We start from the raw sequence: 23463 nt of genomic DNA, 5'->3' as shown, positions 1-23463 counted from the left end.
GGGAGGAGAGGGAGTGCCGTCGCTCTTGGCGTTGAGGCTGTATTAGTTCTCCGCAACTTCATTGCCTTGTGAGGTCGAACTGCCACGCCAAGTGTTCAAGTCGATCGTTTCGCTAACGAAGTTGACCGATCCATCGCAATTGGCTGCTTGGACGCCGCCAGGATGCCTGCTTCTTGCGGCGACCACTTGAACTTGAACCTTCGTCCAATTCCCGGCCAGCAGCGTCGTGCAGAATCCTGCCTGAGCCTGCTCAGATGCACTCGGTTCCTGACGTGTGATCTCGTCACAAGCAGAAGAGTTAGGGGAAAGCCATGTGGTAAACATCTGGCCTCCGGTTGAACGCGAATATTCACCGTGGATTGGATCGCCTAAAAGGGCAATGCATTCCGACATGAGCAGTGTCTGCGAAAGGCCATCCGTAATATCGCGGAACTTCTGGTTTCTGCCCTGGCGAAAAGGCGCACCCCTGAAGGTGACCGAGCTCTTCGTCTGTTGACCATAATCGGTATTACCGAAATTGACGACGTAGTTCCCCTTCCACCGGGCATACTGCGGTGCTGCGGTAACGGGATCGAAAATCATGCCGGCCGAAGGGCACTCGAAGGCGCCTACCCGCGTCTCGCGAGCTTCCTGGGTGACCAAGTTGCCGTTCCAACAAACGGTTGGGTCGATCAGATCGAACAGGGCAGACTGTTCGATGAAGGGAAGAATGGGTTGGGACCAACTTTGGTCGTCGACCCAGCCACCACCTTGCGGATGAGCCGGCGTTTGAGAGTTGCCAGGGAATGCACCTGTCATTCGCGAGCCAGGAGGAAGGGCCCCGAAGGTATCGTGATAATTATGCATCGCGAGACCGAATTGCTTCAGTTGATTACTGCATTGCATCCTTCGTGCGGCCTCGCGTGCTTGCTGAACGGCTGGCAATAACAGGGCAATTAACATTCCGATGATGGCAATTACCACCAGTAGCTCTACGAGAGTAAAACCACGGAAGCGAGGAGCGTGTTTGCGGAGCATAGAACACCTCTGCAAGAAGAGTATTAAACAGGGAGGAATAAGGTCTCGCATCTCGTTACGAAGGATTGCCCACCGCCAGGGTGGCGATAACGTTCGGCTTCGTGGCCTTATTAGAGTTCAAATTCGGTTGGACAACATTCTTTATTTGCATAAATGTGTTACACTATATTGTCACTATTGCGTCAAAACATGTTCGGCAATTTGGGACATGAATGCTTGAATTACCCGATCACTCGCCAACATGGCCTCGTGACGTTATTCCTTGGGAGTTCGCCATGCGACGTGTCGCCTTAATCATCGAAACGTCACGAACGTACGGTCGCGATCTCTTACGTGGTATCAAGCGTTTCACCCAGGAGCACGAGCCGTGGTCGCTATTTGTCGAGGCGCGAGATCTCGATTCCAAGCCTCCGACGTGGTTACGAAGTTGGCATGGCGACGGCATTCTCACTCGGTCGGGCAGTAAAGCGATTGCAACGGCTGTTCGGCGGACGGGAATTCCATCGATCGAAATGCGATCGCGCCGCTGGAATACAAAAATGTTTCACCTGGGGATCGATAACGGCTTGGTGGCATCGATGGTCGCCGAGCATTTTCTGGAACGCGGGTTTCAACACTTCGGCGTGTTTGCGTTAGACGTCGAGCCCTTTTTTATTGAACGACGAAAGAACTTTGTTAGTTACTTGAAGCAGCGCGGATTTGATTGCTCGGTGTTTCGCCAGCCGGGTCGGTTTGAGAAAGCCGAAGAGTGGGAATCGCAGCAGCGACAACTGATGGACTGGATCTGCGATCTGCCGCGCCCGACGGCCATCATGGCATGTACCGATCAACTAGGCTGTTGGTTGCTGGACGCCTGCTTCCGGCTTTCGATTCGTGTGCCAGAAGATGTGGCCGTGGTGGGTGTAGAAAACGACGAGCTACTCGCCACCATGAGCACGCCGCCCCTAAGTAGCGTGCGTTTTCCCGGCGAACAACTTGGCTATGAAGGAGCTCGCATGCTGGAAAGAATGATGCAGGGAGAAGACCTTTCGAATCAATCGAAGCTGATGGCTCCACTTGGCATCGAGACACGACAGTCGTCAGATATTGTCGCCATCGAGGATCCTTGGTTGTCACGAGCCATTCAAATTATTCGTGAAAGGGCTACCGATGGCTTGAATGTGAGTAACGTTCTATCGGAAGTTCCTTTGTCTCGCAGTTCTTTAGAGCGTGGTTTCCGCCAGTATCTTGGCCGTTCGCCCAATGAGGAAATTGTCCGCGTCCGCGTCGAGCACGTCTGTCGACTGCTTCGCGAAACCGACATTAGTCTTGATGGTATCGCCCAACGCACTGGGTTTACCCGCGCCCAATATATGCTCCAGGTGTTTCGTAAGCACAAAGGAACTACCCCTGGTGCTTATCGTCGTCAACATCGGCCTGGGGCATAACGACCATCCAAGTTTATTGGCGATTGTTAGGGAACTTGCTGAGGTGCGTTTTCAGCCAATTCATCGTGGCAGTTTACGGTAACATCGCGTGCGTCTTCGTCTTCAGTTTCTGAAGAAGGTGGGGAACAACTTCGCCACCAAGCTGCCAGAACGCTGCTGCTGATCGCGCTCCACGGACCATACACAGCAGAGCCCAACGCCATGACAGGGCTATGCATCAAATTAATTGCCAGGCCAGTCGCCATGCCCCCGTTTTGAATCCCCACTTCGAGAGCGATCGTGCGACAATCGTTCTCTTCCAATCGCAGAGCCCTTGCACCGCCATAGCCGACCGTAAATGCTACTGCATTTTGCAATGCGGCTGCTAGGAATAAGACAAAGCCTACGTTTTTAAGATCGTCACGAGCCAGCGCAATCGTAATGGCGATGATCACGCAAATGCCGAGCATGGCGACCAGTGGAAACAGCTTTTGTAATCTGCGAACGAGTGCACCGGCAAAATGATTGAATAGAAGCCCCAAAAGCACCGGGATTAAGATCATTTTGACAATCGACCAAGCCATAGGCGCGACTTCCATAGGGACGTATTGACCGGCCAATAACAACATTGCCAGCGGTGTTGCCAGGGGCGAAAGCATCGTACTGCAAGCCGTCATCGTTACTGACAATGGGACGTTTGCTTTGGCGATGTAAGCGATCACATTAGAGGCAACACCGCCGGGGCAACTGCCAATTAGTATCAGTCCGGCAGCAACTTCCGTATCTAAACCGAACAACCGAACAAACAAAAACGCCAAGATTGGCATGACGGTGAATTGTCCGAGCACGCCCACGAGCACCGACTTAGGCATTCGTAGGACGCGTCCAAAATCGGCAAACGTCAACGAGACACCCATGCCAAACATGATGACTTGCACCAAGGGGCCAATGGCCTGGCGGGGCTGCCAACCTTGATATTCCCATACATATAAAAAGGGCAGGAAAAATCCACTCACGGCAAATAGGATGACCGCGATGGTGAAGGACAATTGAGTCCACGAGGGATGAGGCATAATGGCACGGGGGTCAGAAGGGGCTATTTCGTAGTTAGTTGCGAGAGAGGAATGATGGCCATTTCGGCGCTATTATCATTCCCCGCACGCCCGTCGACTTTGCCGCCGTTATTGGAATAGCCGACGTAAAGTTTTCCTTCGTGCTCGATCGCGTAAGGATAAGACAACGAAGCATGAGGGTGCGATTCACCGGGCCCTTGCTCGAATTTAGCATGGCGAATGACAAAGACCTGCGAGAACAGGTCTTCGTCAGGACGGGAGAGGGCAATCGTTAGCGGGTATCGCTTTCCTCCTGAGTTCGAGGTGGTTGTTGCGATCAGATAATTCTGGCCATTCGTGAGAGTTCCGGCAAATGGTTTGGAGGTCACCATAGGTAGATTGGAATCTTGCATGGGGGTCCACGTGCGTCCGTAGTCGTCGCTGGTGGCGGCCAATGCTTGAGCTTTTGCTCCATATCGGCAGATGTTCGTAATTCGCGAGCCATCAACCAGAATCGCCGATTCGCCCCACATTTTCCCTACCGAAGAATGCACCGGAATGGGAACTAGATCCCACTGCATCATCGAATCACCGTGACTGATGGCCACGGCCGTATGGTTGCCATTGCCCACAATCAGCCCTGGCATGATCCAGTTGCCATCATCCATCTTGACAGGCGGATTGATGGGCCAGAATCCACCACTGAGAATGGTTCCTTGAAATTCCCACTTGCCAGAGGTTTCGTTGAGCAAATAGGCCCGAGTGCGAAGCCCCTTGCGGAGTCCGTGATACGATCCTTGAAACGCCCAAAGTTGGTCGCCAGTTGAATGGAACACACCATGGCTGACGGCTAACTCCTCGGTTCCCGGATCGATCATCATGAGATCGCTCCAACTCTTTCCACCATCCTCGCTAACGCAGTATCTCGCTTCCTCGGTGACCGTGTTCTCAGCGCCTTGATTATGGCCAAACGAGGCATAAAGTTTGTCTTTGTGCCATACCAGAGCGACTCCATGAAGAAAGCGATAACCGTCTTTCTTCACTTCGTAAGGCTTGATGACATGAAAGGAAACCTCTTTCAAGACTGGCAGACTTTCGGCGGTTCGTAGCGTTTGAGTTTCGTCCCACATTTTCACGGGGTTTTCTACCGGAAGTAGATGTGCCCATTTTTTGGCGGCTTTTGCTTGTGTGGCTTTGGCTATCTGTTGTAGTTCAGAAGAGATGGCAACTTGCTGATGCAACTCGCTCCATTCCTGTTTCTCGATCGGTCGCGTGTAAAAGTGAACCTCATCGACCGCTCCGAGAAAGTGTTGTCGCAATTTTCCATGGTCATCGATTCCACCGATCGTTAAGGGCGCATCGGTTGTCGGAATCGGATGTTTCAAGTCGGTTTCCGCTGCCAGGGCTCCGTTAACCCATAGTTGGACTGAGTCTTTTTGAACGACTAGTCCTACCAGTGACCAGGCATCGATTTCGAGCGGAGTCGCGGCTTCGATTGTTTTCCATCCGTTTTGCCAGAGATATGCTCGTAGCTGACGATCTCGATCGATCATCACGCCCCATTCCCGCTGATCAAGCGAATAACGGTTCTTACCAACTAGCATTTGTTGGTCGGAATTCATAAAGAAGGGACAAACCCAGAACGCGATCGTGTAACCGTCGGCTAAGTCGGTGTAGTTCGCAGAGTCTTTGACGGTGGCCAGAGACTCCCCTTCAAACACCAGGCTTTCACCGGCAATACCAGCGGCCGAGGTTACGTTGCCTTGGATTGCGAGACCGGCATGGTCATCCATAGGCCACTGATACTTCGGCTGCGAAACCTCTTCTGCTTGAAGAAGAGGTACGGTGACCAAGAGAGCAGCGGCAAAGAAAAGAATTGTGAAGATGGGGTTCTTCATGGGATGGGGCTTTCGGCAAGGTGGGTGAGCAATAGTAAGGAGGAGCTACGGCAATTCGGCCATTTCGGCATCGCGATTAAGTACACCTGCCAGAGCGAGTGCTCTTAGAATGGGGCCTTTCTGAACTTCAGAGGTGACCGGCATAGGTGGTCGAGGGATACCCCCTTCACGGCCTTGAAGTTCCATGCAATAGCGAATATTCGCAGGAAGATTGTCGTCGAAGATCGCGTTCCAAATAGGGAGAATCTTCTCGTGCAGTTCTTTGGCTCGCGCGTGGTCACCGGCCTGGAGGGCATTCCATTGTTCGACACAAAGTTCCGGTACAGCCGTGAGGGTCGCGGCAATCGCGCCGACAGCCCCCAAGGTATAGGACGGGTAAAGTAATGCATCGACAGCCGACATAATGCGAGCACGATCGCCGACCATCAAGACAAGATCCGCCAGCATTTTTAGGTCGCCAGCGCTTTGCTTCACACCGATGACTCCATCTACTTCGTCAATGATACGCGTGAGTAATTGCGGTGATAAATAGGTCCACGGGACGACATTGTAGATGATCACAGGAAGGTTTGTCTTGGTGGTGATGTCGCCAAAGTGTTTGGTCATCGCGTCATCATTGGGGCGAAACAGATAGTGCACAGGGGTCACCTGTAACGCGGCTACGTCCAGGTCTTGGACAGCGCGTCCTCGTTCAATCACGGCGTCCGTGCTGTTGGCGATAATGCCCGTGATGACTGGAACGCGTCCCGCAGTTTCTTCGCATACGATTGCGGTTACCTGCCGAGTTTCATCGGTTGTAAGCGTGTGTCCTTCGCCGGTGCTTCCACAAACGGCGAGTCCATGTACTAGAGCCGTGTCGATAAGGTATCGCGTTTCTTGTCGTAAAGCCGCTTCGTCGATTGTGCCATCGTGACGAAAGGGTGTAACCATCGGAGGAACGATGCCCATGATATCTTCAAACATATTTCAAATGTCCTAATCGTTAACTACTAAGTGGTAAGTTTTTTGAGAGAGCTGGCTCCATTGCCAGTGGGACGCTTGTCTATTGCAGCGGCACATCGAAGTCGTGCTGGCTTGATTGTTCGGGTAACACAATGGACGTTTGATAAGGGGGAAACAATGAGTTGTCGACATCAGCACTGGCGGGGCGTGACCCGTCGGTGCCCATGATGGTGACACGAAAGCTTCCTCCGGTATGACCACTATTGGGACGAGTCACGTACCATCCATTTTTTATCTCGGCCACGGATCCTGGTCCGGTGTTGCCTTGCGTTGCGTCTGGTTCAAGCAAGATTCGTCCGAACGGAATCGGTTCCCCTTTGTAGGTAGCAGAACCTGAGACTTCATAGCGTTGAGGCCCATCTGTGGCGCCAGAACAACCAAGAAGCATCAATCCAGCCAGGACCATGCCGCAGAGAACGTAGTTATTCCAGTGCCTCATAGTGCTCCTCCAATGGGCAGACCGTCGTTTCGCGTTGCCATTTGACGATACGTTGCCAGGTCGACGGTCTCACTTATCAAATGAATCGATGCGTCTCCCCGTAAAAATTGAGCACCCCCGGGATGCCAGCTTCCAAATGCACGCGTATGGGTGCCCACGACGGCTCCGATACCTGCGGGATGATCGGTATAGGGACCATTGCCTGGGTTGTAGTCCACTAAAGGGTTGTTGATAGGGTCAACAGCTGCGGCGACGACGTTCACATGGCTGGAACCTCCGGCATTTCGCGTGGTTGAAGACCACATGAAATAAGTGCCATAAGGTTCGTTTTGCCCGACAGCGAACCACCATCGTGACTCGCCAACCATCAGGGTATTGCTTGTGCCATCGGTGATATCCCGCATCGCGACTTTGGAATTCATAAACAGAATTCCGTTGTCGAAAAACACGCGTTTATTACTTGCCGATCCGGTGGCACATTCAGCGTCTGCTAAAGGACCGCCTCCTTGAATTCCTCGGTAGTTAGTATTGGGCTCAGTGTCTGCCGCGTTGGGATCGGAAGGGCATTGATAGGCAGGATTGGGCACAATCTGGAAAGCTTCGTTAGTGTTGCTTCCATCATTGGCAATCCCGGCGAACGTGCCGGCCATATCAAACTCGCTGTATCTCGAACCTTGTTCCATGAACGAGAGAATTGCTACGGTCCAGGGGGCACCACGTTTTGCCGAAGTTGTTGGAGGACAGGCATCCGGAGTAACCAATTCTCCAAAAGGAAAGGTGCGATGCGTGTCGTGATAATTGTGCAGTGCCAGACCAAGTTGCTTCATCCGATTCTGACAGTCGATACGGCGAGCTGCTTCCCGTGCTTGTTGCACCGCTGGCAAGAGAAGCGAGATCAAAACACCTATAATAGCGATCACAACGAGTAACTCGACTAAGGTGAAGGCATGACGTTTGGGAGGTGACATGGGCGAGACCTGTAGGTTGAGGAGAAAAGGTTTGGCCTGGGATATGCATTTGGTCTATGCTGACACGTCCCCATAATTAGATCAACGTTTCATTCGCATTCGCAGATGTGCGAATTCACATAGCGGCATCATCTACGAGGCAGCTGGTATATCGTTGATTTCCTTCCCCAGTTTCACGCTAGTCCTTTGAGATTCAAGGCTTGCTCGATGACCTCCGCCATGCACTCTGTTTCGAATTTACGCGCTAAAATAGAAGGGTTCGCCTCGCGATATGCGGCAATGAGGGTTGCCGACGGTGGCAGTTATCAAACGCTGCTCGATCAGTTCCAACGTATGGAGGAGACAACCCGTGCCGAAAGTTACGATGACTTTGCCCAGTGCGATCAAGACTTTCATCGCGCTATTGTAGAACTGGCCGATGTACCCTCGTTACACGCAGCTTGGCGGGAAGTGTTTCTCGCGCATAGCGAGTTCCGAATCGGTACATTAGAGCAATGCTGGCCTGACCTGACCGTGCTCTTTGAGTCGCATCGTCCCCTAGTGGAAGCGATCGCCAGCGGTCAAGCACATGAAGCAGAAGAAGCGGCCGTTGCCCATTTAGACGCGGTTTGGTTTCGATTGGCACTTCTTTCGGACGCCCCCGAATTTGGCCAAGAGGCATTGCCGTCTGACCCCTTAGCGAGAGCATGTGCCTACCTCGCTTTTCATTTTACGGAAGCTGTTCGACTGCCGTACGTGGCGAAAGAAATCTCGAAGTGTACCGCGGGGCATTTGGCAAGGCTCTTCCGCGAGCAATTGGGTTTAAGTTTCAGCGAATACCTGATTGAACTTCGGCTTCAGAAAAGTGTTCAATTGTTGCAGATTACCAATCGCTCTATTCAAGAGATCGCAGAGCGAGTTGGCTACAGCGACCCATCTCGATTCAGCATGCACTTCCGCCGACGATTTGGAAAAACGCCGACAAGCTTCCGCGAAACGTATAGCTTCGGCACGATTCGAGTCGTTCTCTGATGAATTCGTAGTGAGCGTCTCCCTGGGCATGGGGTAGATTGGTCGCCCATGAGATAGCGATAAGCAAGAGGGTCAACTGTGATGGCACGGTCGACGTTGGTCGACTCACAAGGTGATCAAGCCCCTGGCGGCAAGGTATTGTCAATCGAACTTAAGGGAGAAGCACAGGAAGAAGGAACATTCAATCTGGCAAATGGCAAAGTGTTTCCAATCGAATGTCCGTTGCGGGGGATTCAAACGTGCGGTTTCTTCTGAGGAAGACGAACAAAAGTCATTGCGCTCGAAGAGGTATTTTAAAATAACGCAATATATGCCCGTTGCGATAGTGATCGGAGCTACTGGTGGGATCGGCGCTGCGATCGCCCGGCTTCTCGCATCTCGCGGCTACCGCCTGCTGTTGGTATCGCATAGCGAGGAAAAGCTGCAGGCATTCGCAGGCGAACTCGATGTACAATACTTCACGGCGGATGCTACCCAGTTCGATGAGGTCGAAGCAGCCGCCAAGCATGCGCAAGACTTGTTTGGACATGTCGATTCAATTGTCAACTGCGTTGGCTCACTCATCCTGAAGCCAGCTCATCTCACCTCGCAGAAAGAATTGAACTCTACGATTTCGCTTAATCTAAACACCGCGTTCGCAGCGATCCGAGCGGCCAATGCCGTGTTGCGAGACTCTGGCGGTAGCGTCGTTCTCTTCTCCTCGGCAGCGGCACGCGTGGGGCTTGCCAATCATGAAGCGATTGCCGCTGCCAAAGGCGCTATCGAAGGTTTGGTCAAGTCCGCTGCGGCGACCTATGCAGGAAAGAAGATCCGCGTGAACGCGATCGCGCCGGGATTGATCGAGACGCCTCTTACCGAAGCAATCTGGTCACGTCCGCGATCGGCTGAAGCGTCGAAAGCAATGCATCCGTTAGGTCGGTTAGGGAAACCTGAAGATTGCGCCTCGTTAGCGTGCTGGCTCGTCGATCCGCAAAACAGTTGGATCACGGGGCAAATCATCGGTGTTGATGGGGGACTGGCAACTCTCAAGACAAGCTAACACACTTTCTTCCACAGGAAAGTGATCAATCTTGGCGGTACCCTTTCCTTAAGATCATCATCCCACCATTCTTGCACGTCGTTTAGTTGGAAGCCACTGGACCTTGCCGCCGAATGAAATTCTGAGAAATGGTGTACGTATGCGTCAATGAAGGTCACTTCACCTTCTCTCTGGTATTGCGCTTGGCTGCCGAGGTACTGACGATAAGGGTGGAGTTCACTGACGAAAAACTCACCTCCTGCTGCAAGGCATCGTGAGGATTCCGAAAAAACGGGGAGCATCTCATCCATGTGTTCGAGAACAAGATTACATGCCACTAAGTCGGCAGCTAGATCAGCTCCGGGCCAACGCTCACGCAGATTCGCTTCTCGAAATACAACGCTTGGGGATTCAACTTTTAGACGAGCGAGGTCCAGCATGCCAGGCGAAAAATCGACTGCCGTCACCGTCTCGCTGATTGAGAGGTAAAAGGACGTGTTCTTGCCGGTTCCACAGCCAATTTCGATGGTATGTTGATATCGAGAATTGCCTAAGAGTTGCTGCGTTGCAACCTGATCAAGATCTCGTGTACGATTGATGTCTTGGTCGTAAGTAATAGACCACTGCGAGTAGGCGTCTCGGATAGACATAGCAGTAACTCTAGCTACAGGTGTCGGAAAGAAAAGCAACTTACCCTTCCGGCGACACAATTGAGCACTAGCAGGTTCGCCGATGTCACTCGGCCATGGCTTCCGATTCAGACTTCATCGTGGCGATCGACTCGAAGACCTTATCGAGACTGTCTTTGAAAAGGTCGCCAATCAGCAGATCGGTAATGTCCCCGCGATGGTCGGGGAAACGGCGGACGAAGCGGCCGAAATTGAATCCGTCGTAGTACTCGCAGACCAGCTTACGCATGCGTTCCATGCCCACCAGGTAGTCTTTTTCCCAATGCCCAAGCTGAGCACGACTGGTGTCTCCCTTTTTCAGCCCTGCGATGATCGCATCGGCGGCCAGTTCGCCTGACTTGAGAGCCAAGAGGACGCCGGAAGAATACAGGGGATCGAGGAAGCCTAAAGCATCGCCAATCAACACCCAGCCATCGCCGGCGGCCTGTTTGGCCTTGTAGGTGAAGTCTTTGGTCGCAAAGATTTTGGTGACCTGCTCGGCGCCTTCGATACGCATTTTCGCGGCCGGGCAAAGTTCGAGTTCTTCGGCGAACACTTTTTCGTGGGAACCGCGTCCCTTGAAGAGGTAATCGAAGTCACCCACGACACCGATGCTGACCATATCGTCGTGAAGGGGGATGTACCAAAACCATCCCTGTTTGTTTTCCACTTGTAGGACGGTAGTCGCTCCTTCGTCGCGGCCTGGATCGCGTTTAGCGCCTTTATAATAGGTCCAGATCGACCCTTTGTTTAGCGATGGGTCTGAGACGCGCAGCTTTAACTTGTTGAGCAACATCGAGCTTTGTCCGCTCGCATCGACCACCACATCGGCGTGAATTTCTCGTTTCTCGCCGTTTGCGTCCATGATCTGAATGCCGACTGCGCGGTCACCCTCGAACAGGACATCCAGCACGCGGACGCCTTCGTGAGTCTTCACGCCGTGCTCTTCGGCATTGCGAAGCATCATTTCGTCGAATTCGCTACGGCGTACCTGCCAGGTTTGCGAGCAATCGTGGTCTTTGTTGTCGTGAAAGTAGAAGGGAGCCGATTGTTTGCCAGAGCCACTGACGAACTGGACACTGTACTTCTCGATGAAGGGACTCCCCTTCAACTTGGGAAGCATATTCAAACGCTTAAGGACCCAGTACGTTTCCGGAATGAGCGATTCGCCAATGTGATAACGAGGGAACGTCTCGCGCTCAAACAGCTCGACACGAATTCCTTGCTGAGCGAGTAGGGTGCTTACCGTTGCTCCTGCAGGACCACCCCCGATGACGACAACTTGCGGCTTATTTTGATTATCGATCATGTTCCAAGGTACTTGTCTGATGAAGGTCAAGCTTACTCATCGACCAATGAAAGATTGGTCTCGTCTTCATGCGGCTCGCGAGCTTCCTTGAGCAGCGAAGCCAAATGACGAAGTGAGTCGGGAGAGAGATGTCCCAGTTGCTTTCGGTGACAGTCACGAACCTCGGCAGAAAGCTCGTCCAAAAGAGCTAACCCTTGAGGGGTAATGGTCACCTCGACAACACGTCGATTTTCAGGACGTCGTTCCCGAGACAGTAAACCGCGTTGTTCGAGTTTATCTAACAGACGGGTCATATCCGGAGCACGAGAAATCAATCGCGAGCCAAGCACCAAGGTCGGCATCGAATCGGGGTGAACCGACTTCAGCAAACGCATCGTGTTATATTGCTGGGCGGATAGGCCGGCGTTGCCGAAGACCTCTTCTTCGAACGCTTTCAGGCGATCGTAGGTCCGCCATAAGTTCAGAAATACTTCTTGCTCCAGGGAATCGAATTTCCTGGGGTTGGCGTTCGCTCGAGAATTAGGTGGAGTCAGACCCATACCCCCAAGATAGGCGTTTCTACAACAAACGTCAAGACAACTGTTTCTGGGGTTGGAGGACTTGGACGCATTCGCACCTGCGAACCAAGAGGGGGCGAGTCTCGGTAATTTTTGGCGAGGACAGCGTGAAGAAGTGCTCCGCCTACCGGAATTTACTTGTCAATGAATCTGTTGACCAGTAGCATGCTTATGCTTTCCTGCCTTACAGATTTGCAGTACCCTCCCCAGGTAATAAGAGCCCAGGTTGAATTTGAAAGGGTGAGTCAGGATGGCTCAACACGAAAACCAGCGGTTGCAACAACGCTTTCGAGCTAGGAATCGCTACGCGAAAGCCAAGATTTATGCTGGTTTGTTCTCTTCTTTTTTCGCCATACTTTTCGGCGTAGTTCTCGGGCTAGGGACCTTTACATTCGGCTACGGCAAAGGGGCAAGCTATCTCAGCAACGACCCCAAAGGCTGTGTGAACTGCCATGTCATGCAGGAACCCTACGACACCTGGCAGAAATCGAGTCATCACGACGTGGCGGTTTGCAATGATTGCCACCTCTCTCACGATCCGATCGGCAAATGGGTCACCAAAGCGGACAACGGCTTCTTTCATTCGTTGGCGTTCACCTTTAACGACTATCCCGATCCGTTACGTATCAAACCTCGCAATCGCCGGGTAACGCAGCATGCCTGTTTGCATTGTCATTCCGACTTTGTTCACAACATGCTGCCTGCGAACCAGCACAGCGAGACGATGTCTTGCGTCCATTGCCACGCCGACGTAGGACATTCGCTTCATTCGAGGGTTTACCCCACCTTAGAACCTGACTCACGCTGATAGGAATGCATCATGAGTTCTGACAACTCTGCCGGTAGCTCGCCCCGTGGTCCGTCCTTTCTTTCGTTGGCCGGGTTGCTGCTGTTGTTTGCCGTCGCGACGTTTGGGTTGGCGGCGCTGATTACGAATATCTTCGAGAAGAAGCAGGAAGCCCGGGTTCCGTTTGTCCGCCTGGAGGAAGTCGACGAAGTAACGACCGATCCCAAGAAATGGGGCGTGAATTGGCCCGATCAATACGACACCTACCTGCTGACGGTCGACTTCGAGGAATCTGAATATGGCGGGTCTGAAGCGATGCCGGCCAGTAAGCTGGAAGAGCATCCCTGGCTCAAGCGTTTGTACGCAGGGTATGCGTTTAGTCTTGATTACCGTGAAGCACGCGGTCACGCCTATATGCTTAGCGATCAGGAGGCCACCAAACGCGTCACAGAAAGGAACCAGGCCGGGGCTTGCCTGCACTGCCACGCCGCGATCATTCCTACCTATCGCCGGTTAGGCCTGATGGAAGAAGGCAAAACCGAAGTCACCGCCGAAGATCTGGCCGCCGATTTCAATTGGCCTGCGGTAATGACAGGATTTAAAGCGATGAGCGGGATGGATTACGCCGACGCCCATGCCGAATTGATGAAGACCCCTGATGGGACGCCGGGCGACGATCAAACGCATCCTGTGAGTTGCATTGATTGTCACGACCCCGAGACGATGGCGATTCGAGTGACTCGGCCAGGGTTTGTCCAGGGTATTGCCGCGCTCGCCAAAAGTGACGATCCGGTCGTGCATCTGCCGAGCATCGAACGTTGGCGAAACGGAAAGCGTGAGCGTGACTACGATCCTAATCTCGATGCCTCGCGACACGAGATGCGAACGTTCGTTTGTGCCCAATGTCACGTCGAGTATTACTGTGCGAGTAAAGAAACCCTCTTCTTTCCCTGGGGTAACGGGCTCAAGGTAGAGCAGATCGAAGAACTCTACGACGATCACAAGTTCCCAGACGGTAGCGATTTTGTCGACTACAAGCATGGTGAAACGGGCGCGAAAATCTACAAAGCTCAGCATCCAGAGTTTGAGCTGTGGAGCCAGGGAATTCATGCCCGCAGTGGCGTGAGTTGCGCTGACTGTCATATGCCGTATGAACGTAAGGGGGCGATGAAAGTCAGTAGCCATCATGTGCGTAGCCCCATGCTGAGCGTCAATCGCTCGTGCCAAACATGCCACAATGTGAATGAAGGTGAATTGAAGCAGCGCGTAGAAATCATTCAAGCCAGGACGCAAGGTCTTATCGAGCGTGCGGCCGCGGCCATGACTTCCATGCTTGACGCTATCCTGGCGGCCAAAGCAGCGGGTGCCACGGACGAACAACTAGCCCCGATTCTGGAACTTCAAAAGAAGGGCATGTGGCGTCTCGACTTCATTAGTAGCGAGAATTCCAAAGGGTTTCATGCCGACCAGGAAGCGGCGCGAATCTTAAGCGAATCGATCGACTATTGCCGCCAAGCGGAAATCGAAGCTCTTAAACTTCGAGCCCCCGATGCCCCCCCTTCGGAAGCCGATATCAAAGAGGTCGAAGGAATCACACCCGACGATAAGGCGCCTAATCGGTAGGCCCTTAAGCGAATCGCTAGGGGAAAGCTGCTCTTGTTCGAGTACTTGGGAATTTGGTATCTATTGAACTGCCGTCTGTTGAGGGGTCCGCAGACTGATCGTGGTAATCCGTGACCCAGGCCGGTGCCCTTCGTAGCTCGGATGAAAAACCCGAATAATCCTGTCTCTGATGACCCCATCGCCGCGCGAAAATGGCTGCGTTGGTTGCCCACCGGTATGCCAGCTCATCGGGCATTGGTGACGGATTTGATGTGGTTACACCACACGATGCCTACCGTATCCCAGGTGAAAACGTTTGACCTGCGAGAGTTACGCACCGTTCGAGATGCTTGTCCCCGGCGAATCTCCTGGGCGGTCGCATTTCTGCGTGCTTATGCGTTGGCCGCAGTCGAGTTTCCCAGTCTTCGACGAACATACCTTTCGTGGCCCTGGCCGCATCTTTACGAGCATCCTGAGACCGTCGGCAACCTGGTCGTTTCCCGCAACTCTGGAGACGAGCGTTGGTTATTTTTCGCACCGATTACAAGTGCCGAGAACGGTTTGCTCGACCAGCAGCAAGGCCTGCTCGAGCGTTATCAGTCAGGCCCGCCCGAAGAGGTTTTTAAAAACCAAGTTCGCTTAGCCTATTATCCCTTCTACATTCGTCGGTTGCTGTGGTGGATGCGGTTTCACTTTTCGCCTCGCAAACGCATCAAGCGTCTGGGGACATTCGCGTTGACAACCGTGGCAGGGCAGGGGGTCACAATTTTAGATCCGCGTGCCCCGGTTACTTCGACGCTAACCTATGGCCCGTTAAATGATGCCGGTGAGTGCGATGTCACGATTGCCTACGATCATCGTGTAATGGATGGCAAGGAAGTAGCCGACATCTTGTGCGCCACCGAGCGAATTATGCAGACTCGGATCGTTCGGGAGTTTCATGACTTGGCCCAGCAGCATCGATCGCGGGCCGTGGCGGCTTAAAGCGGCTTGCCGACGAATGACGGGACACCGAGCCCTTGTCTTTCTGCAATCTAATCGGTAAGGACGTGACCGTGACTCGTCTGTGACACCGTTGACCTTTTTCCTGCGTTTTGACTGATATCTACTCGGCAAATTTAGTTAGTCTAAGAACTAGCAGGCAACGAGTTGCCGTTGGTTCCAAGCGTTTGTCGAGATCAGGTGAGCTGGCGGCGAATCCAAATTCCGCGGCTGTGAGATGGGAAATCCTGTCGCAATGGAAGCTATCGCAACAATATCCGCAATATTATGCCGTTTTCGGAATAATTCGTGTCAGTTTCTGCGAAGTGAAGACTTATAGAGGTAGCTCATCTCGCAATTCTCTTCTTGATTTCGAACTATTGCCCGCAGCCTGCTCGTTGGGTTGCTGGAGTGATCTTGTTATGACCGAACATACGACCGCCTTGCCTCAGGCCCGCTCTCGTCGTCCGATCCGCCAGAATGAACCGCAGCCCTCGGAGGTCGCGGACTCTTACGATGCTGCGGAGGAAGAGACTTCGCCGAAACGAAATTGGTGGAAGTTAGCAGCGTTGTGGAGCATGCCGGCTTGGTTGATCAGCTTATTGTTTCATGTGTTCGGCCTCACGGCATTGGTTGTTGCGACGATCAGTCCTCCTTCACTGCCAGAAACGCTCAGTCTTTCGGCTACCAGCGACGAACCAATCGAAGAACTCGAAGAGATGGTGGTCGAGTTCGAGCCTGAGGTTGAGCCGGAATTGGAAGTCGAGATGTCGGCTCCCCAGATGATGTCCGAGTCGTTTGAATTGACGGCCCTGACTCCGGATGCGGCCATGATGAGTGAAGCAATCTCGGTAGACTCACTGATGCCGTCCAAGCCAGCGGACTTCGCGGGGATGGACCCCAACGGCTTAATGGCAGATCTCGATGGCCTAGGGGATGAAGTGGGCAAGATGGCAAGGTTCTTTGGCACCAAAGCCAAAGGGCAACGCATTTGTTTTGTCGTGGATAACTCTGCCAGTATGACCTCGGGCCGAATGGAGACCGCGTTGGTCGAACTCGACAAGGCAATCGATTCGCTGTCGGCAAAGCAGAAGTTCTACATCGTCTTTTACAGCGATACGGCCTATCCGCTGTTCTACCCCACACCGGCTACGGACATGATAAACGCCAATGACAAGAATAAGAAGCTTGTCCGCGAGTGGCTCGGTACCGTCCAGATGTGCTGGAGAACCGATGGCCGGGATGCGATTACTCTGGCGCTGAATTTGAAGCCCGATCTGGTTTATATTCTCGGAGACGGGGCGTTCACCGATAAGGCCGACATTGAACTCGCGAAAACGTCGCTCAAAGGGATTACGATCCACACCATGGGAATGCAGGTGAAGAAGCAGGATCGCGATAAATTCGCCGCCATCGCCGAGGCCCACGCAGGCTCTTACAAAGACGTAGGAATCACCGATGAGGGTAAGCAGCTGATGAAAATGAACGGTCCTATTCCGCGTAATAAAGAACGCAACGGTATCTGGGGCATCAAGCTGAAATAAGCAGGTGGCATTCAGTCTTGGTTGTCGTGACCGGCGACCATCTGATTTCGATAGCTTCGCCGGTATTCCAAGGGGGTCATGCCCATATGCTTGCGGAATAACCGGCTAAAGGTGCTTTGATCTGAGAAGTCGTGATCGACCGCAATCTGGCAGACCGAAAGTTCGGTTTTGGTCAAATCGTCTGCCGCCGAATTGAGCCGGGTGCGGATCTTAAAATCGCGGACGCTCATGCCGAACACGGCCTGGAATTTTCGATTCAACTGTCGTGACGAAAGGTGAGCCCTTTCGGCAAGTTCCTCGACGGTGGCCAGCGAGCCTTCGGGGGTTCGCATGTACTCCACGATCTCTTCAATCTCGGAAGCGGGTGCTGCCCACCGCTTACCGGCCTTGTAGCTACGCATAACACCCGCCACGCCGATCACCTGGCTACCGTCGGCATTAAATAGCGGGATCTTGCTAGTAATATGCCAGTCGAGAATTTTGGTCTCGTTGTAGAAAACCTCGACCCGGTTGTTGATCGGTTGGCTGGTTTCCATCACAAAGCAGTCGTCGGCCCGATACTTCTTGGCGATTTCCAGGGGGAAGAATTTGGAATCGTTTGCCCCGATCACGTCCTCTTCGCTTCTAGCACCTAACCGTTTGATTAGCTGCCGGTTGGCCCAAACCATGCGGCTTTCCCGGTCTTTGGTGAAGAAGAATACATCCGGGATCGCATCGTACAAAAACTGAAACTGGTGCCGGGGCCCCATCTCAGCGAAGAACTGTTGCTGAAAGTCCGAGTGCATGGATATTACCGAAGAGCTTGATAAATCGGGAAGCTACTTTTCTACCATAACCCAGGCCGTCTCGTCACGTCGGAAGCCGGTTACCGTCTGCAGGCACTTTACTTGCCGTCTTTTGAATTGAGGGCCGTTTCGATAGCTGCGGCAACCTGCTCGGCCAGGGCCTGCGAGCCTTGGGAGGTAAAGTGCACATTTTTAGGGCGTTGTAGTTTCTCGATTTGCGGCTCGCAGAACGCGAAAAGGTCGTTCACCGTGATGCCATGCTCTTTCATGATCTTAGTGGCTGCCGCATTGTATTTGGGGGGCGCGTCCGCTTCGCGAAGTGGTCCATTGGTGTTGGGAACAACCGGGGTAGTCGTGGCAAAGATGAGTGTTGCTCCACTTTTGCTCAACTGTTGGACGATCTTTTCAACGTTGATCGCATACTGATCGACAGTCGCCTGGGGCGGATCTGTGGCCTTCTTGGAAATCGTGTTCCCTCCGGGTTCGGTGACGTGTTTCAAGTCGTGCAGTCCCCAGTTGAAGTGGATCACGTCCCATTTGCGATCCCCCAACCAACGATCGATCGACGCGACCCCTTTGGTAGTCCCGCTGCAATTCTCTGCCTTGGTGCCGTCGGCCGTATGGGGGCGGAAGACGTTCGCTTTGCCTTCAAGTAGTTCCCGCACCTGGAGCGTGTAGCCAATGGAAATGGAATCTCCCAAGATCAGCACGTTCGGCAATTTAGGGTTTGGCGTTTCTGCCCATTTGCCAGGCTTATCGGCAGCAATCAGAGTGGTAGTAAGTAGAAGGGCCAAGGCCAAGGCGATCGACGTGACTTTCGACATAGGTTGCGCTCGTATGAGGGAGGGGCAGGCAGGTAGGACTCACTGAAATAGTAATCGAATTCACTGGCAATCTCAATCAATAGATTCGTCGATATCGTCTTTAATGGCAGCGCATTACGACTCCTGGTGTCTTAACCGGGAAAAGGAAATATCAAACGCGTTCAGCCTCTGCCTCGTGGTTTTCGAGCCATAGGTACGCTACAGAACCAGGCGAGCCGTTTGCCGGTGCGACTTGCGAACGACCATGCCAACGCCAACGACAAGCAAATAACTAAAATGCGTTTCACGATCGTTGAAGAAAAGACCTATCGACGAAGTTGTTGCTCAGACAGCTTTACTTTACCAAAAAGATGTAATCCAAGCTGGCAGTCGATCGGTCAAGAAACGGGACAGCATGAACCGCTAGAGGTTCGCAAAGAAAGGTGGATATTGTTCGAGTTATATTCGCTCGAGCGATGGCTTTGTCAACGGTTGTCCATTCTCAATACGAGATCGAAGTGCCTATGTCTGCATCTTGAAACCTGCCCGTAATTAGCGGCGAACGACCTGCACGGCTATCGGAATCGCCGCGAGGCACCCTTCACGTTTTGGGTGCGATACTGCCCCGGCGTTTGTCCCAGTTCGCGTTTAAAGACGACGCTCATGTACTCGGGGTGGTCGTAGCCAGATAGCCCGGCGATGCGTTCTAGCGGGAGGTCGGTTTCTCGTAGCAGTTGTTTCACGCGTTTGAGCTGCACGTTGCGGATCTCAGACTGAGGACTGCGGCCAATGAATTTGCGAAAGCGACGTTCGAGGATGCTTCGCGAGACAGGGACGTGCTGCAAGACGTCGACCACCGATATGCCGTCGCACGCGTGCTGTCGTATGTACTTCACTGCCGAATCAACCAGCGGGTCTTCGATGGCCAGAACATCGGTCGACTGGCGAGTAACGATTCCCAGCGGTTCGACCAGCTTGCTCATCTGGGTTGGTGCCTCCCCTTTCATCAGCCGATCGAGCAAGGCGGCGGCCTCAAAACCGATTCGCTGTGGGTTGGGCATCACGCTGGAAAGGGGCGGATCGCAGAGCTCGCAGACCAGCTCGTCGTTATCGACACCGATCACAGCAACTTCTTCCGGAACAGCAGCGGTGATCCGACGGCAAGCGTCGAGCACATGCTGACCTCGCATGTCGTTACAGGCCATGATACCGATCGGGCGGGGAAGTCCTCGCAGCCAATTGCAAAGTTGGGCTTGTTGTTGTTCCCAGGTAAGTGCGGAAGAGCTGTCCCAGGGCCCTTCGAGCAGTTCCACTGGACCGGCCGTCTTCTCGATCGCGTCTTTGAAACCTTGGTAGCGACGCGTTGACCAGTTGTGTCCGCTGAAACCGCAAAAGGCGAAGTTGCGGAACCCCCGCTCCAGCAAATGAGCCGCACCCATTCGCCCGACAGCTTCGTGATCGGTGCCGATGTGTGGGAGGCCTTGATCCCCGTAAATGTCGGTAAGATCGACAGTGGGAATGTTCCATGCCTTTAGCTGTTCAGCGAGAGCAGGGGTCGTACTGCGTGTGATGATGCCGTCGCCATCCCAGTTCTCTAGCCAGGCTGGGGGGCGATAGGCCAGTTCTCTAAGGTCGACGAACATCGACCAAGGCTCATTTGCCACAACATAACGATTGATTCCACGGAGGACCTCGCGACCATAAACGAGCGAGGTCTCAACAATGAGCATGACGCGGCGACGTTGCATAGAAAAGGGACTCAGAATGCGATGAGGTTGCTTGTCGGAACAGGATTCCCATTATGGGCCGAAATGATTCTCAAACGCAATCATGAGGTAATTGTTAGCACAAATTTTCCAGGATTTATTACTGGCGCAAAGTATGGTGAAACTTATAGAGAACCTCGGCTGCCATGCAATCGAACCTCGGATCGTAAGTCAAACTGCCGCGGGTGATAGCAACTAGGGAAAGACTCTCAATCCGTTTTCGGTAAATCTCATTGATTCGCCCCCTTACAATGTGAAGAATAGAGAGGGCGATAGAGTAAAGCTTCTCTCAATCCTAGCGATGCCTTGTCGAAAGCCCCCCGCTTCAGCAAGCATAGTCCTACCTCAACTACGCTGTAAGTTACTAAATATGCTCTACTTAAGTGATGTTGTGCGGTTTCGGTCGACTGCATTGATTGGCCTTCTCGTGGTGGCCTGTACCGGGATGGTTCAGGCTCAAGATTCCTCGGAGCCGACCGTCCAATTCAACCGCGATGTGAAGCAAATTCTTGCGAAAAAGTGCTTTGCCTGTCACGGACCTGCGGAACAAGAGAGCAGTCTTCGCTTGGACGAGCGAGAGAGTGCCGTCGCGGAAGCGGACTCAGGCATGATTGCCATAGTTCCTGGCAATGTGGGAGAAAGCGAACTCATTCGACGCATTACTTCGCACGACGAGTTTGAAAAAATGCCCCCCGAAGGCGAGGGGGTGAAGCCGGAGGAGCTGGCAATCCTCAAAACATGGATCGAGGAGGGGGCTCAATTCCAAGGTCACTGGGCGTTTGAGCCCGTTACCGATCCACCGTTGCCAGAGACGAAGCATGAGGGGTGGGTAAACAACCCGATTGATCAGTTCATTCTGTCTCGCCTAGAAGAGCAGGGACTCGAGCCCAACGCACGAGCGTCAAAGCGGACGCTAATTCGACGCGCTTATTACAACCTGACCGGCCTGCCACCAACCAAGCAAGAGATCGAAGCGTTCGAGAATGATTCGTCGCCTGATGCCTGGAAGAATCTGATCGAAAAGCTCCTGGCTTCCGAGCATTACGGCGAGAAGTGGGGGCGTCATTGGCTTGATTTGGTCCGTTTCGCAGAGACCAACAGCTATGAGCGTGACGGCGTAAAACCAAACGCCTGGAAGTATCGCGACTACGTGATTCGTTCGTTCAACGAAAACAAGCCATACGATCTGTTTATTGTCGAACAGTTGGCCGGCGATGAAATCGAGAATCCGACGCCAGAGTCGATCACCGCCACCGGTTATTACAAGCTCGGTGTCTGGGACGATGAGCCGGCCGATCCTCTTTTGCACGAGTTCGACCAGTACGACGATATCATTTCGACTACCAGCAAGACGTTTCTCGGGGTCACGATTGGGTGTGCCCGATGTCACGATCACAAGATCGATCCGATCAGTCAGGAAAACTACTACCAGTTCCTTTCGTTCTTCCGAGGCATGAAGCCTTACGGAAATCGCGGCGATGTTTCGTTCAGTCAGCGTGAGATCTCGTCATCCGAGGTCGTTTCAGCTCATGAGAACCATCGACGTGAACGAGAGGCGATTGAGAATCGGATGAATGAGATCGTCTCGGCCGCCATCGAGCAACTCCCCCAGGATGAACGGAAGGACGTCAAACGCCAACGCGATCCTAATCGTCGTCGGGAACGCATGGATGACCGCATCGCAGAACTCGTTCCCAATGAAGCTTCGGAATACGCAGAACTGAAGCGACAATTGGACGCCGTCAACGATAAGGAAAAGTATTTGCCGGCTCGCGAGTTTGCCCTGGCTGTCAACAAAGCCGACAAGACTCCACGGGAAACGATGATCATGCTTCGTGGCAACGCGCACGTTCCTGGCGATGTTGTGGTGCCTGGTTTCCCCAAGTACTTCAACGATCCGAATCCGGAAATCCCAGAGCCTGCTTCCGGGCAGGAAACTTCAGGACGTCGACTCGTCTTGGCGAAGTGGATTGCCTCGGAAGACAACTTGATGACGGCACGGGTGATGGTCAATCGAATCTGGCAGTACCAGTTCGGACGCGGCCTAGTGCGAACGTCAAGCAATTTCGGGCAACTGGGGACTCCTCCCACGCACCCGGAACTGCTCGATTGGCTGACGCAGGAATTCATCCGCAGTGGTTGGGATATCAAGCACATGCAGCGTCTGATGATGTTGACCTCGGCGTATCAAATGTCATCGGAAGGTTCCGAGAAGGGGCTCGCCCAGGATCCGGCGAACGATCAGTTCTGGCGATTCAATTCGCGACGACTGACCGCAGAAGAAGTGCGGGACTCGATCTTGCTGGTCAATGGTCGACTGAACGAAAAGATGTACGGTCATGGCTTCTATCCAAAAATCTCGGCCGAAGTGATGGCAGGCCAGTCGAAGCCGGGCGACGGGTGGGGTAATTCGACGTACCAAGAACAGGCACGCCGTGCCGTTTATATTCATGTCAAGCGATCGCTTGTGACGCCGATTCTGTCGAGCTTCGACTTCCCGGAAACGGACGCTCCGTGTGAAGATCGTTTCGTCACGACGCAGCCTGCCCAGGCGTTGGGAATGATCAACGGCGACTTCGCCAATCAGCAAGCGACCGAGTTGGCCCGGCGCGTTCGCGAAACAGGAGCGACCACGCTCGAAGATCAGATCGGCCATGCAGTTCTGTTCGTCATGGCCCGTGAGGTTAACGATGAAGATGTGAAGATTGGCACTTCGCTGTTCAACGACTTGAAGAACGACCACGGCATGGATGACCAACGGGCTTTCGATTTGTATTGCCTGATGCTGATTAACTTGAACGAATTCTTCTTCCTGGACTAGTGCTACTTCCTTTGTGGAAGTGATGGCCG

General features: G+C 53.2%; 20 protein-coding genes. 8 read left to right on the top strand and 12 right to left on the bottom strand.

What is annotated here, in order from left to right:
• Positions 1–42: 42 nt before the first annotated feature.
• Positions 43–1017 carry a DUF1559 domain-containing protein gene (locus tag HOV93_RS04505; protein ID WP_207395270.1) on the bottom strand — a complete coding sequence of 325 codons (975 nt, stop codon included), beginning with the start codon at positions 1015–1017 and terminating at the stop codon, positions 43–45.
• A 275-nt stretch (positions 1018–1292) separates the two neighbouring features.
• On the opposite strand from HOV93_RS04505, the gene HOV93_RS04500 reads away from it, so the two are divergent.
• Complete coding sequence (locus HOV93_RS04500; RefSeq protein ID WP_207395269.1) at positions 1293–2444, top strand: AraC family transcriptional regulator; 1152 nt, start codon at positions 1293–1295, stop codon at positions 2442–2444.
• Positions 2445–2470: 26 nt separating this feature from the next.
• On the opposite strand, the gene HOV93_RS04495 is transcribed toward HOV93_RS04500, so the two are convergent.
• The 5 genes from HOV93_RS04495 to HOV93_RS04475 all read right to left on the bottom strand — a co-directional run bounded on the left by HOV93_RS04495 (position 2471) and on the right by HOV93_RS04475 (position 7782).
• Positions 2471–3496 (bottom strand): bile acid:sodium symporter family protein, encoded by a 1026-nt coding sequence (locus HOV93_RS04495; RefSeq protein ID WP_207395268.1) that lies wholly within the window; start codon positions 3494–3496, stop codon positions 2471–2473.
• A 23-nt stretch (positions 3497–3519) separates the two neighbouring features.
• Entirely contained in the window at positions 3520–5373 is a 1854-nt protein-coding gene (locus HOV93_RS04490; protein ID WP_207395267.1) for an exo-alpha-sialidase, read from the bottom strand.
• A 45-nt stretch (positions 5374–5418) separates the two neighbouring features.
• Positions 5419–6336: a dihydrodipicolinate synthase family protein gene (locus HOV93_RS04485; protein ID WP_207395266.1), complete on the bottom strand. Its 918-nt coding sequence runs from the start codon at positions 6334–6336 to the stop codon at positions 5419–5421.
• A gap of 79 nt (positions 6337–6415) precedes the next feature.
• Positions 6416–6814 (bottom strand): hypothetical protein, encoded by a 399-nt coding sequence (locus HOV93_RS04480; protein WP_207395265.1) that lies wholly within the window; start codon positions 6812–6814, stop codon positions 6416–6418.
• Positions 6811–7782, bottom strand: coding sequence for a DUF1559 domain-containing protein (locus HOV93_RS04475; protein ID WP_207395264.1), 972 nt, complete (start codon positions 7780–7782; stop codon positions 6811–6813). Before HOV93_RS04475 ends, HOV93_RS04480 begins: the two co-directional genes overlap by 4 nt.
• Before the next feature lie 207 nt (positions 7783–7989).
• On the opposite strand from HOV93_RS04475, the gene HOV93_RS04470 reads away from it, so the two are divergent.
• Positions 7990–8793 (top strand): helix-turn-helix transcriptional regulator, encoded by an 804-nt coding sequence (locus HOV93_RS04470; protein ID WP_207395263.1) that lies wholly within the window; start codon positions 7990–7992, stop codon positions 8791–8793.
• A gap of 310 nt (positions 8794–9103) precedes the next feature.
• Complete coding sequence (locus HOV93_RS04465) at positions 9104–9832, top strand: SDR family NAD(P)-dependent oxidoreductase (RefSeq protein ID WP_207395262.1); 729 nt, start codon at positions 9104–9106, stop codon at positions 9830–9832.
• Here HOV93_RS04465 and HOV93_RS04460 read toward each other — a convergent pair.
• From HOV93_RS04460 to HOV93_RS04450, 3 genes are all read right to left on the bottom strand, one after another.
• A complete protein-coding gene (locus HOV93_RS04460) occupies positions 9829–10461 on the bottom strand; it encodes a class I SAM-dependent methyltransferase (protein WP_207395261.1) in 633 nt (210 codons plus the stop codon). The two genes, HOV93_RS04465 and HOV93_RS04460, sit on opposite strands and share 4 nt — an antisense overlap.
• Before the next feature lie 85 nt (positions 10462–10546).
• Positions 10547–11788, bottom strand: a complete 1242-nt coding sequence (locus HOV93_RS04455) for an NAD(P)/FAD-dependent oxidoreductase (protein WP_207395260.1) — start codon at positions 11786–11788, stop codon at positions 10547–10549.
• A gap of 32 nt (positions 11789–11820) precedes the next feature.
• Entirely contained in the window at positions 11821–12327 is a 507-nt protein-coding gene (locus HOV93_RS04450; protein ID WP_207395259.1) for a MarR family winged helix-turn-helix transcriptional regulator, read from the bottom strand.
• Between the two features lie 268 nt (positions 12328–12595).
• On the opposite strand from HOV93_RS04450, the gene nrfH reads away from it, so the two are divergent.
• From nrfH to HOV93_RS04430, 4 genes are all read left to right on the top strand, one after another.
• A complete protein-coding gene (gene nrfH / locus HOV93_RS04445; RefSeq protein WP_207395258.1) occupies positions 12596–13153 on the top strand; it encodes a cytochrome c nitrite reductase small subunit in 558 nt (185 codons plus the stop codon).
• Between the two features lie 12 nt (positions 13154–13165).
• Positions 13166–14755 carry an ammonia-forming cytochrome c nitrite reductase subunit c552 gene (locus HOV93_RS04440; RefSeq protein ID WP_207395257.1) on the top strand — a complete coding sequence of 530 codons (1590 nt, stop codon included), beginning with the start codon at positions 13166–13168 and terminating at the stop codon, positions 14753–14755.
• Positions 14756–14896: 141 nt separating this feature from the next.
• Entirely contained in the window at positions 14897–15718 is an 822-nt protein-coding gene (locus HOV93_RS04435) for a hypothetical protein (protein WP_207395256.1), read from the top strand.
• Between the two features lie 419 nt (positions 15719–16137).
• Entirely contained in the window at positions 16138–17259 is a 1122-nt protein-coding gene (locus tag HOV93_RS04430; protein WP_207395255.1) for a VWA domain-containing protein, read from the top strand.
• 11 nt (positions 17260–17270) lie between these two features.
• Here HOV93_RS04430 and HOV93_RS04425 read toward each other — a convergent pair whose 3' ends face one another.
• The 3 genes from HOV93_RS04425 to HOV93_RS04415 form a co-directional block, all read right to left on the bottom strand.
• On the bottom strand, positions 17271–18044 hold the full coding sequence (locus HOV93_RS04425; RefSeq protein ID WP_207395254.1) for a helix-turn-helix domain-containing protein: 774 nt from the start codon (positions 18042–18044) through the stop codon (positions 17271–17273).
• A 98-nt stretch (positions 18045–18142) separates the two neighbouring features.
• A complete protein-coding gene (locus HOV93_RS04420; protein WP_207395253.1) occupies positions 18143–18868 on the bottom strand; it encodes an SGNH/GDSL hydrolase family protein in 726 nt (241 codons plus the stop codon).
• Between the two features lie 554 nt (positions 18869–19422).
• Positions 19423–20595: a XylR family transcriptional regulator gene (locus HOV93_RS04415; protein ID WP_207395252.1), complete on the bottom strand. Its 1173-nt coding sequence runs from the start codon at positions 20593–20595 to the stop codon at positions 19423–19425.
• Between the two features lie 388 nt (positions 20596–20983).
• Here HOV93_RS04415 and HOV93_RS04410 point away from each other — a divergent pair, with 388 nt between their 5' ends.
• Entirely contained in the window at positions 20984–23434 is a 2451-nt protein-coding gene (locus HOV93_RS04410; RefSeq protein WP_207395251.1) for a PSD1 and planctomycete cytochrome C domain-containing protein, read from the top strand.
• Positions 23435–23463 lie beyond the last annotated feature (29 nt).

The sequence above is a fragment of the Bremerella alba genome (assembly GCF_013618625.1).
Lineage (GTDB): Bacteria > Planctomycetota > Planctomycetia > Pirellulales > Pirellulaceae > Bremerella > Bremerella alba.
This window is presented reverse-complemented; position numbering and strand designations above follow the sequence as displayed.

Excerpts from the sequence above, each read along its gene's own strand:
- HOV93_RS04505 (WP_207395270.1), bottom strand. The coding sequence starts at position 1,017 with ATGCTCCGCAAACACGCTCCTCGCTTCCGTGGTTTTACTCTCGTAGAG.
- HOV93_RS04500 (WP_207395269.1), top strand. The coding sequence starts at position 1,293 with ATGCGACGTGTCGCCTTAATCATCGAAACGTCACGAACGTACGGTCGC.
- HOV93_RS04495 (WP_207395268.1), bottom strand. The coding sequence starts at position 3,496 with ATGCCTCATCCCTCGTGGACTCAATTGTCCTTCACCATCGCGGTCATC.
- HOV93_RS04490 (WP_207395267.1), bottom strand. The coding sequence starts at position 5,373 with ATGAAGAACCCCATCTTCACAATTCTTTTCTTTGCCGCTGCTCTCTTG.
- HOV93_RS04485 (WP_207395266.1), bottom strand. The coding sequence starts at position 6,336 with ATGTTTGAAGATATCATGGGCATCGTTCCTCCGATGGTTACACCCTTT.
- HOV93_RS04480 (WP_207395265.1), bottom strand. The coding sequence starts at position 6,814 with ATGAGGCACTGGAATAACTACGTTCTCTGCGGCATGGTCCTGGCTGGA.
- HOV93_RS04475 (WP_207395264.1), bottom strand. The coding sequence starts at position 7,782 with ATGTCACCTCCCAAACGTCATGCCTTCACCTTAGTCGAGTTACTCGTT.
- HOV93_RS04470 (WP_207395263.1), top strand. The coding sequence starts at position 7,990 with ATGACCTCCGCCATGCACTCTGTTTCGAATTTACGCGCTAAAATAGAA.
- HOV93_RS04465 (WP_207395262.1), top strand. The coding sequence starts at position 9,104 with ATGCCCGTTGCGATAGTGATCGGAGCTACTGGTGGGATCGGCGCTGCG.
- HOV93_RS04460 (WP_207395261.1), bottom strand. The coding sequence starts at position 10,461 with ATGTCTATCCGAGACGCCTACTCGCAGTGGTCTATTACTTACGACCAA.
- HOV93_RS04455 (WP_207395260.1), bottom strand. The coding sequence starts at position 11,788 with ATGATCGATAATCAAAATAAGCCGCAAGTTGTCGTCATCGGGGGTGGT.
- HOV93_RS04450 (WP_207395259.1), bottom strand. The coding sequence starts at position 12,327 with ATGGGTCTGACTCCACCTAATTCTCGAGCGAACGCCAACCCCAGGAAA.
- nrfH (WP_207395258.1), top strand. The coding sequence starts at position 12,596 with ATGGCTCAACACGAAAACCAGCGGTTGCAACAACGCTTTCGAGCTAGG.
- HOV93_RS04440 (WP_207395257.1), top strand. The coding sequence starts at position 13,166 with ATGAGTTCTGACAACTCTGCCGGTAGCTCGCCCCGTGGTCCGTCCTTT.
- HOV93_RS04435 (WP_207395256.1), top strand. The coding sequence starts at position 14,897 with ATGAAAAACCCGAATAATCCTGTCTCTGATGACCCCATCGCCGCGCGA.
- HOV93_RS04430 (WP_207395255.1), top strand. The coding sequence starts at position 16,138 with ATGACCGAACATACGACCGCCTTGCCTCAGGCCCGCTCTCGTCGTCCG.
- HOV93_RS04425 (WP_207395254.1), bottom strand. The coding sequence starts at position 18,044 with ATGCACTCGGACTTTCAGCAACAGTTCTTCGCTGAGATGGGGCCCCGG.
- HOV93_RS04420 (WP_207395253.1), bottom strand. The coding sequence starts at position 18,868 with ATGTCGAAAGTCACGTCGATCGCCTTGGCCTTGGCCCTTCTACTTACT.
- HOV93_RS04415 (WP_207395252.1), bottom strand. The coding sequence starts at position 20,595 with ATGCAACGTCGCCGCGTCATGCTCATTGTTGAGACCTCGCTCGTTTAT.
- HOV93_RS04410 (WP_207395251.1), top strand. The coding sequence starts at position 20,984 with ATGCTCTACTTAAGTGATGTTGTGCGGTTTCGGTCGACTGCATTGATT.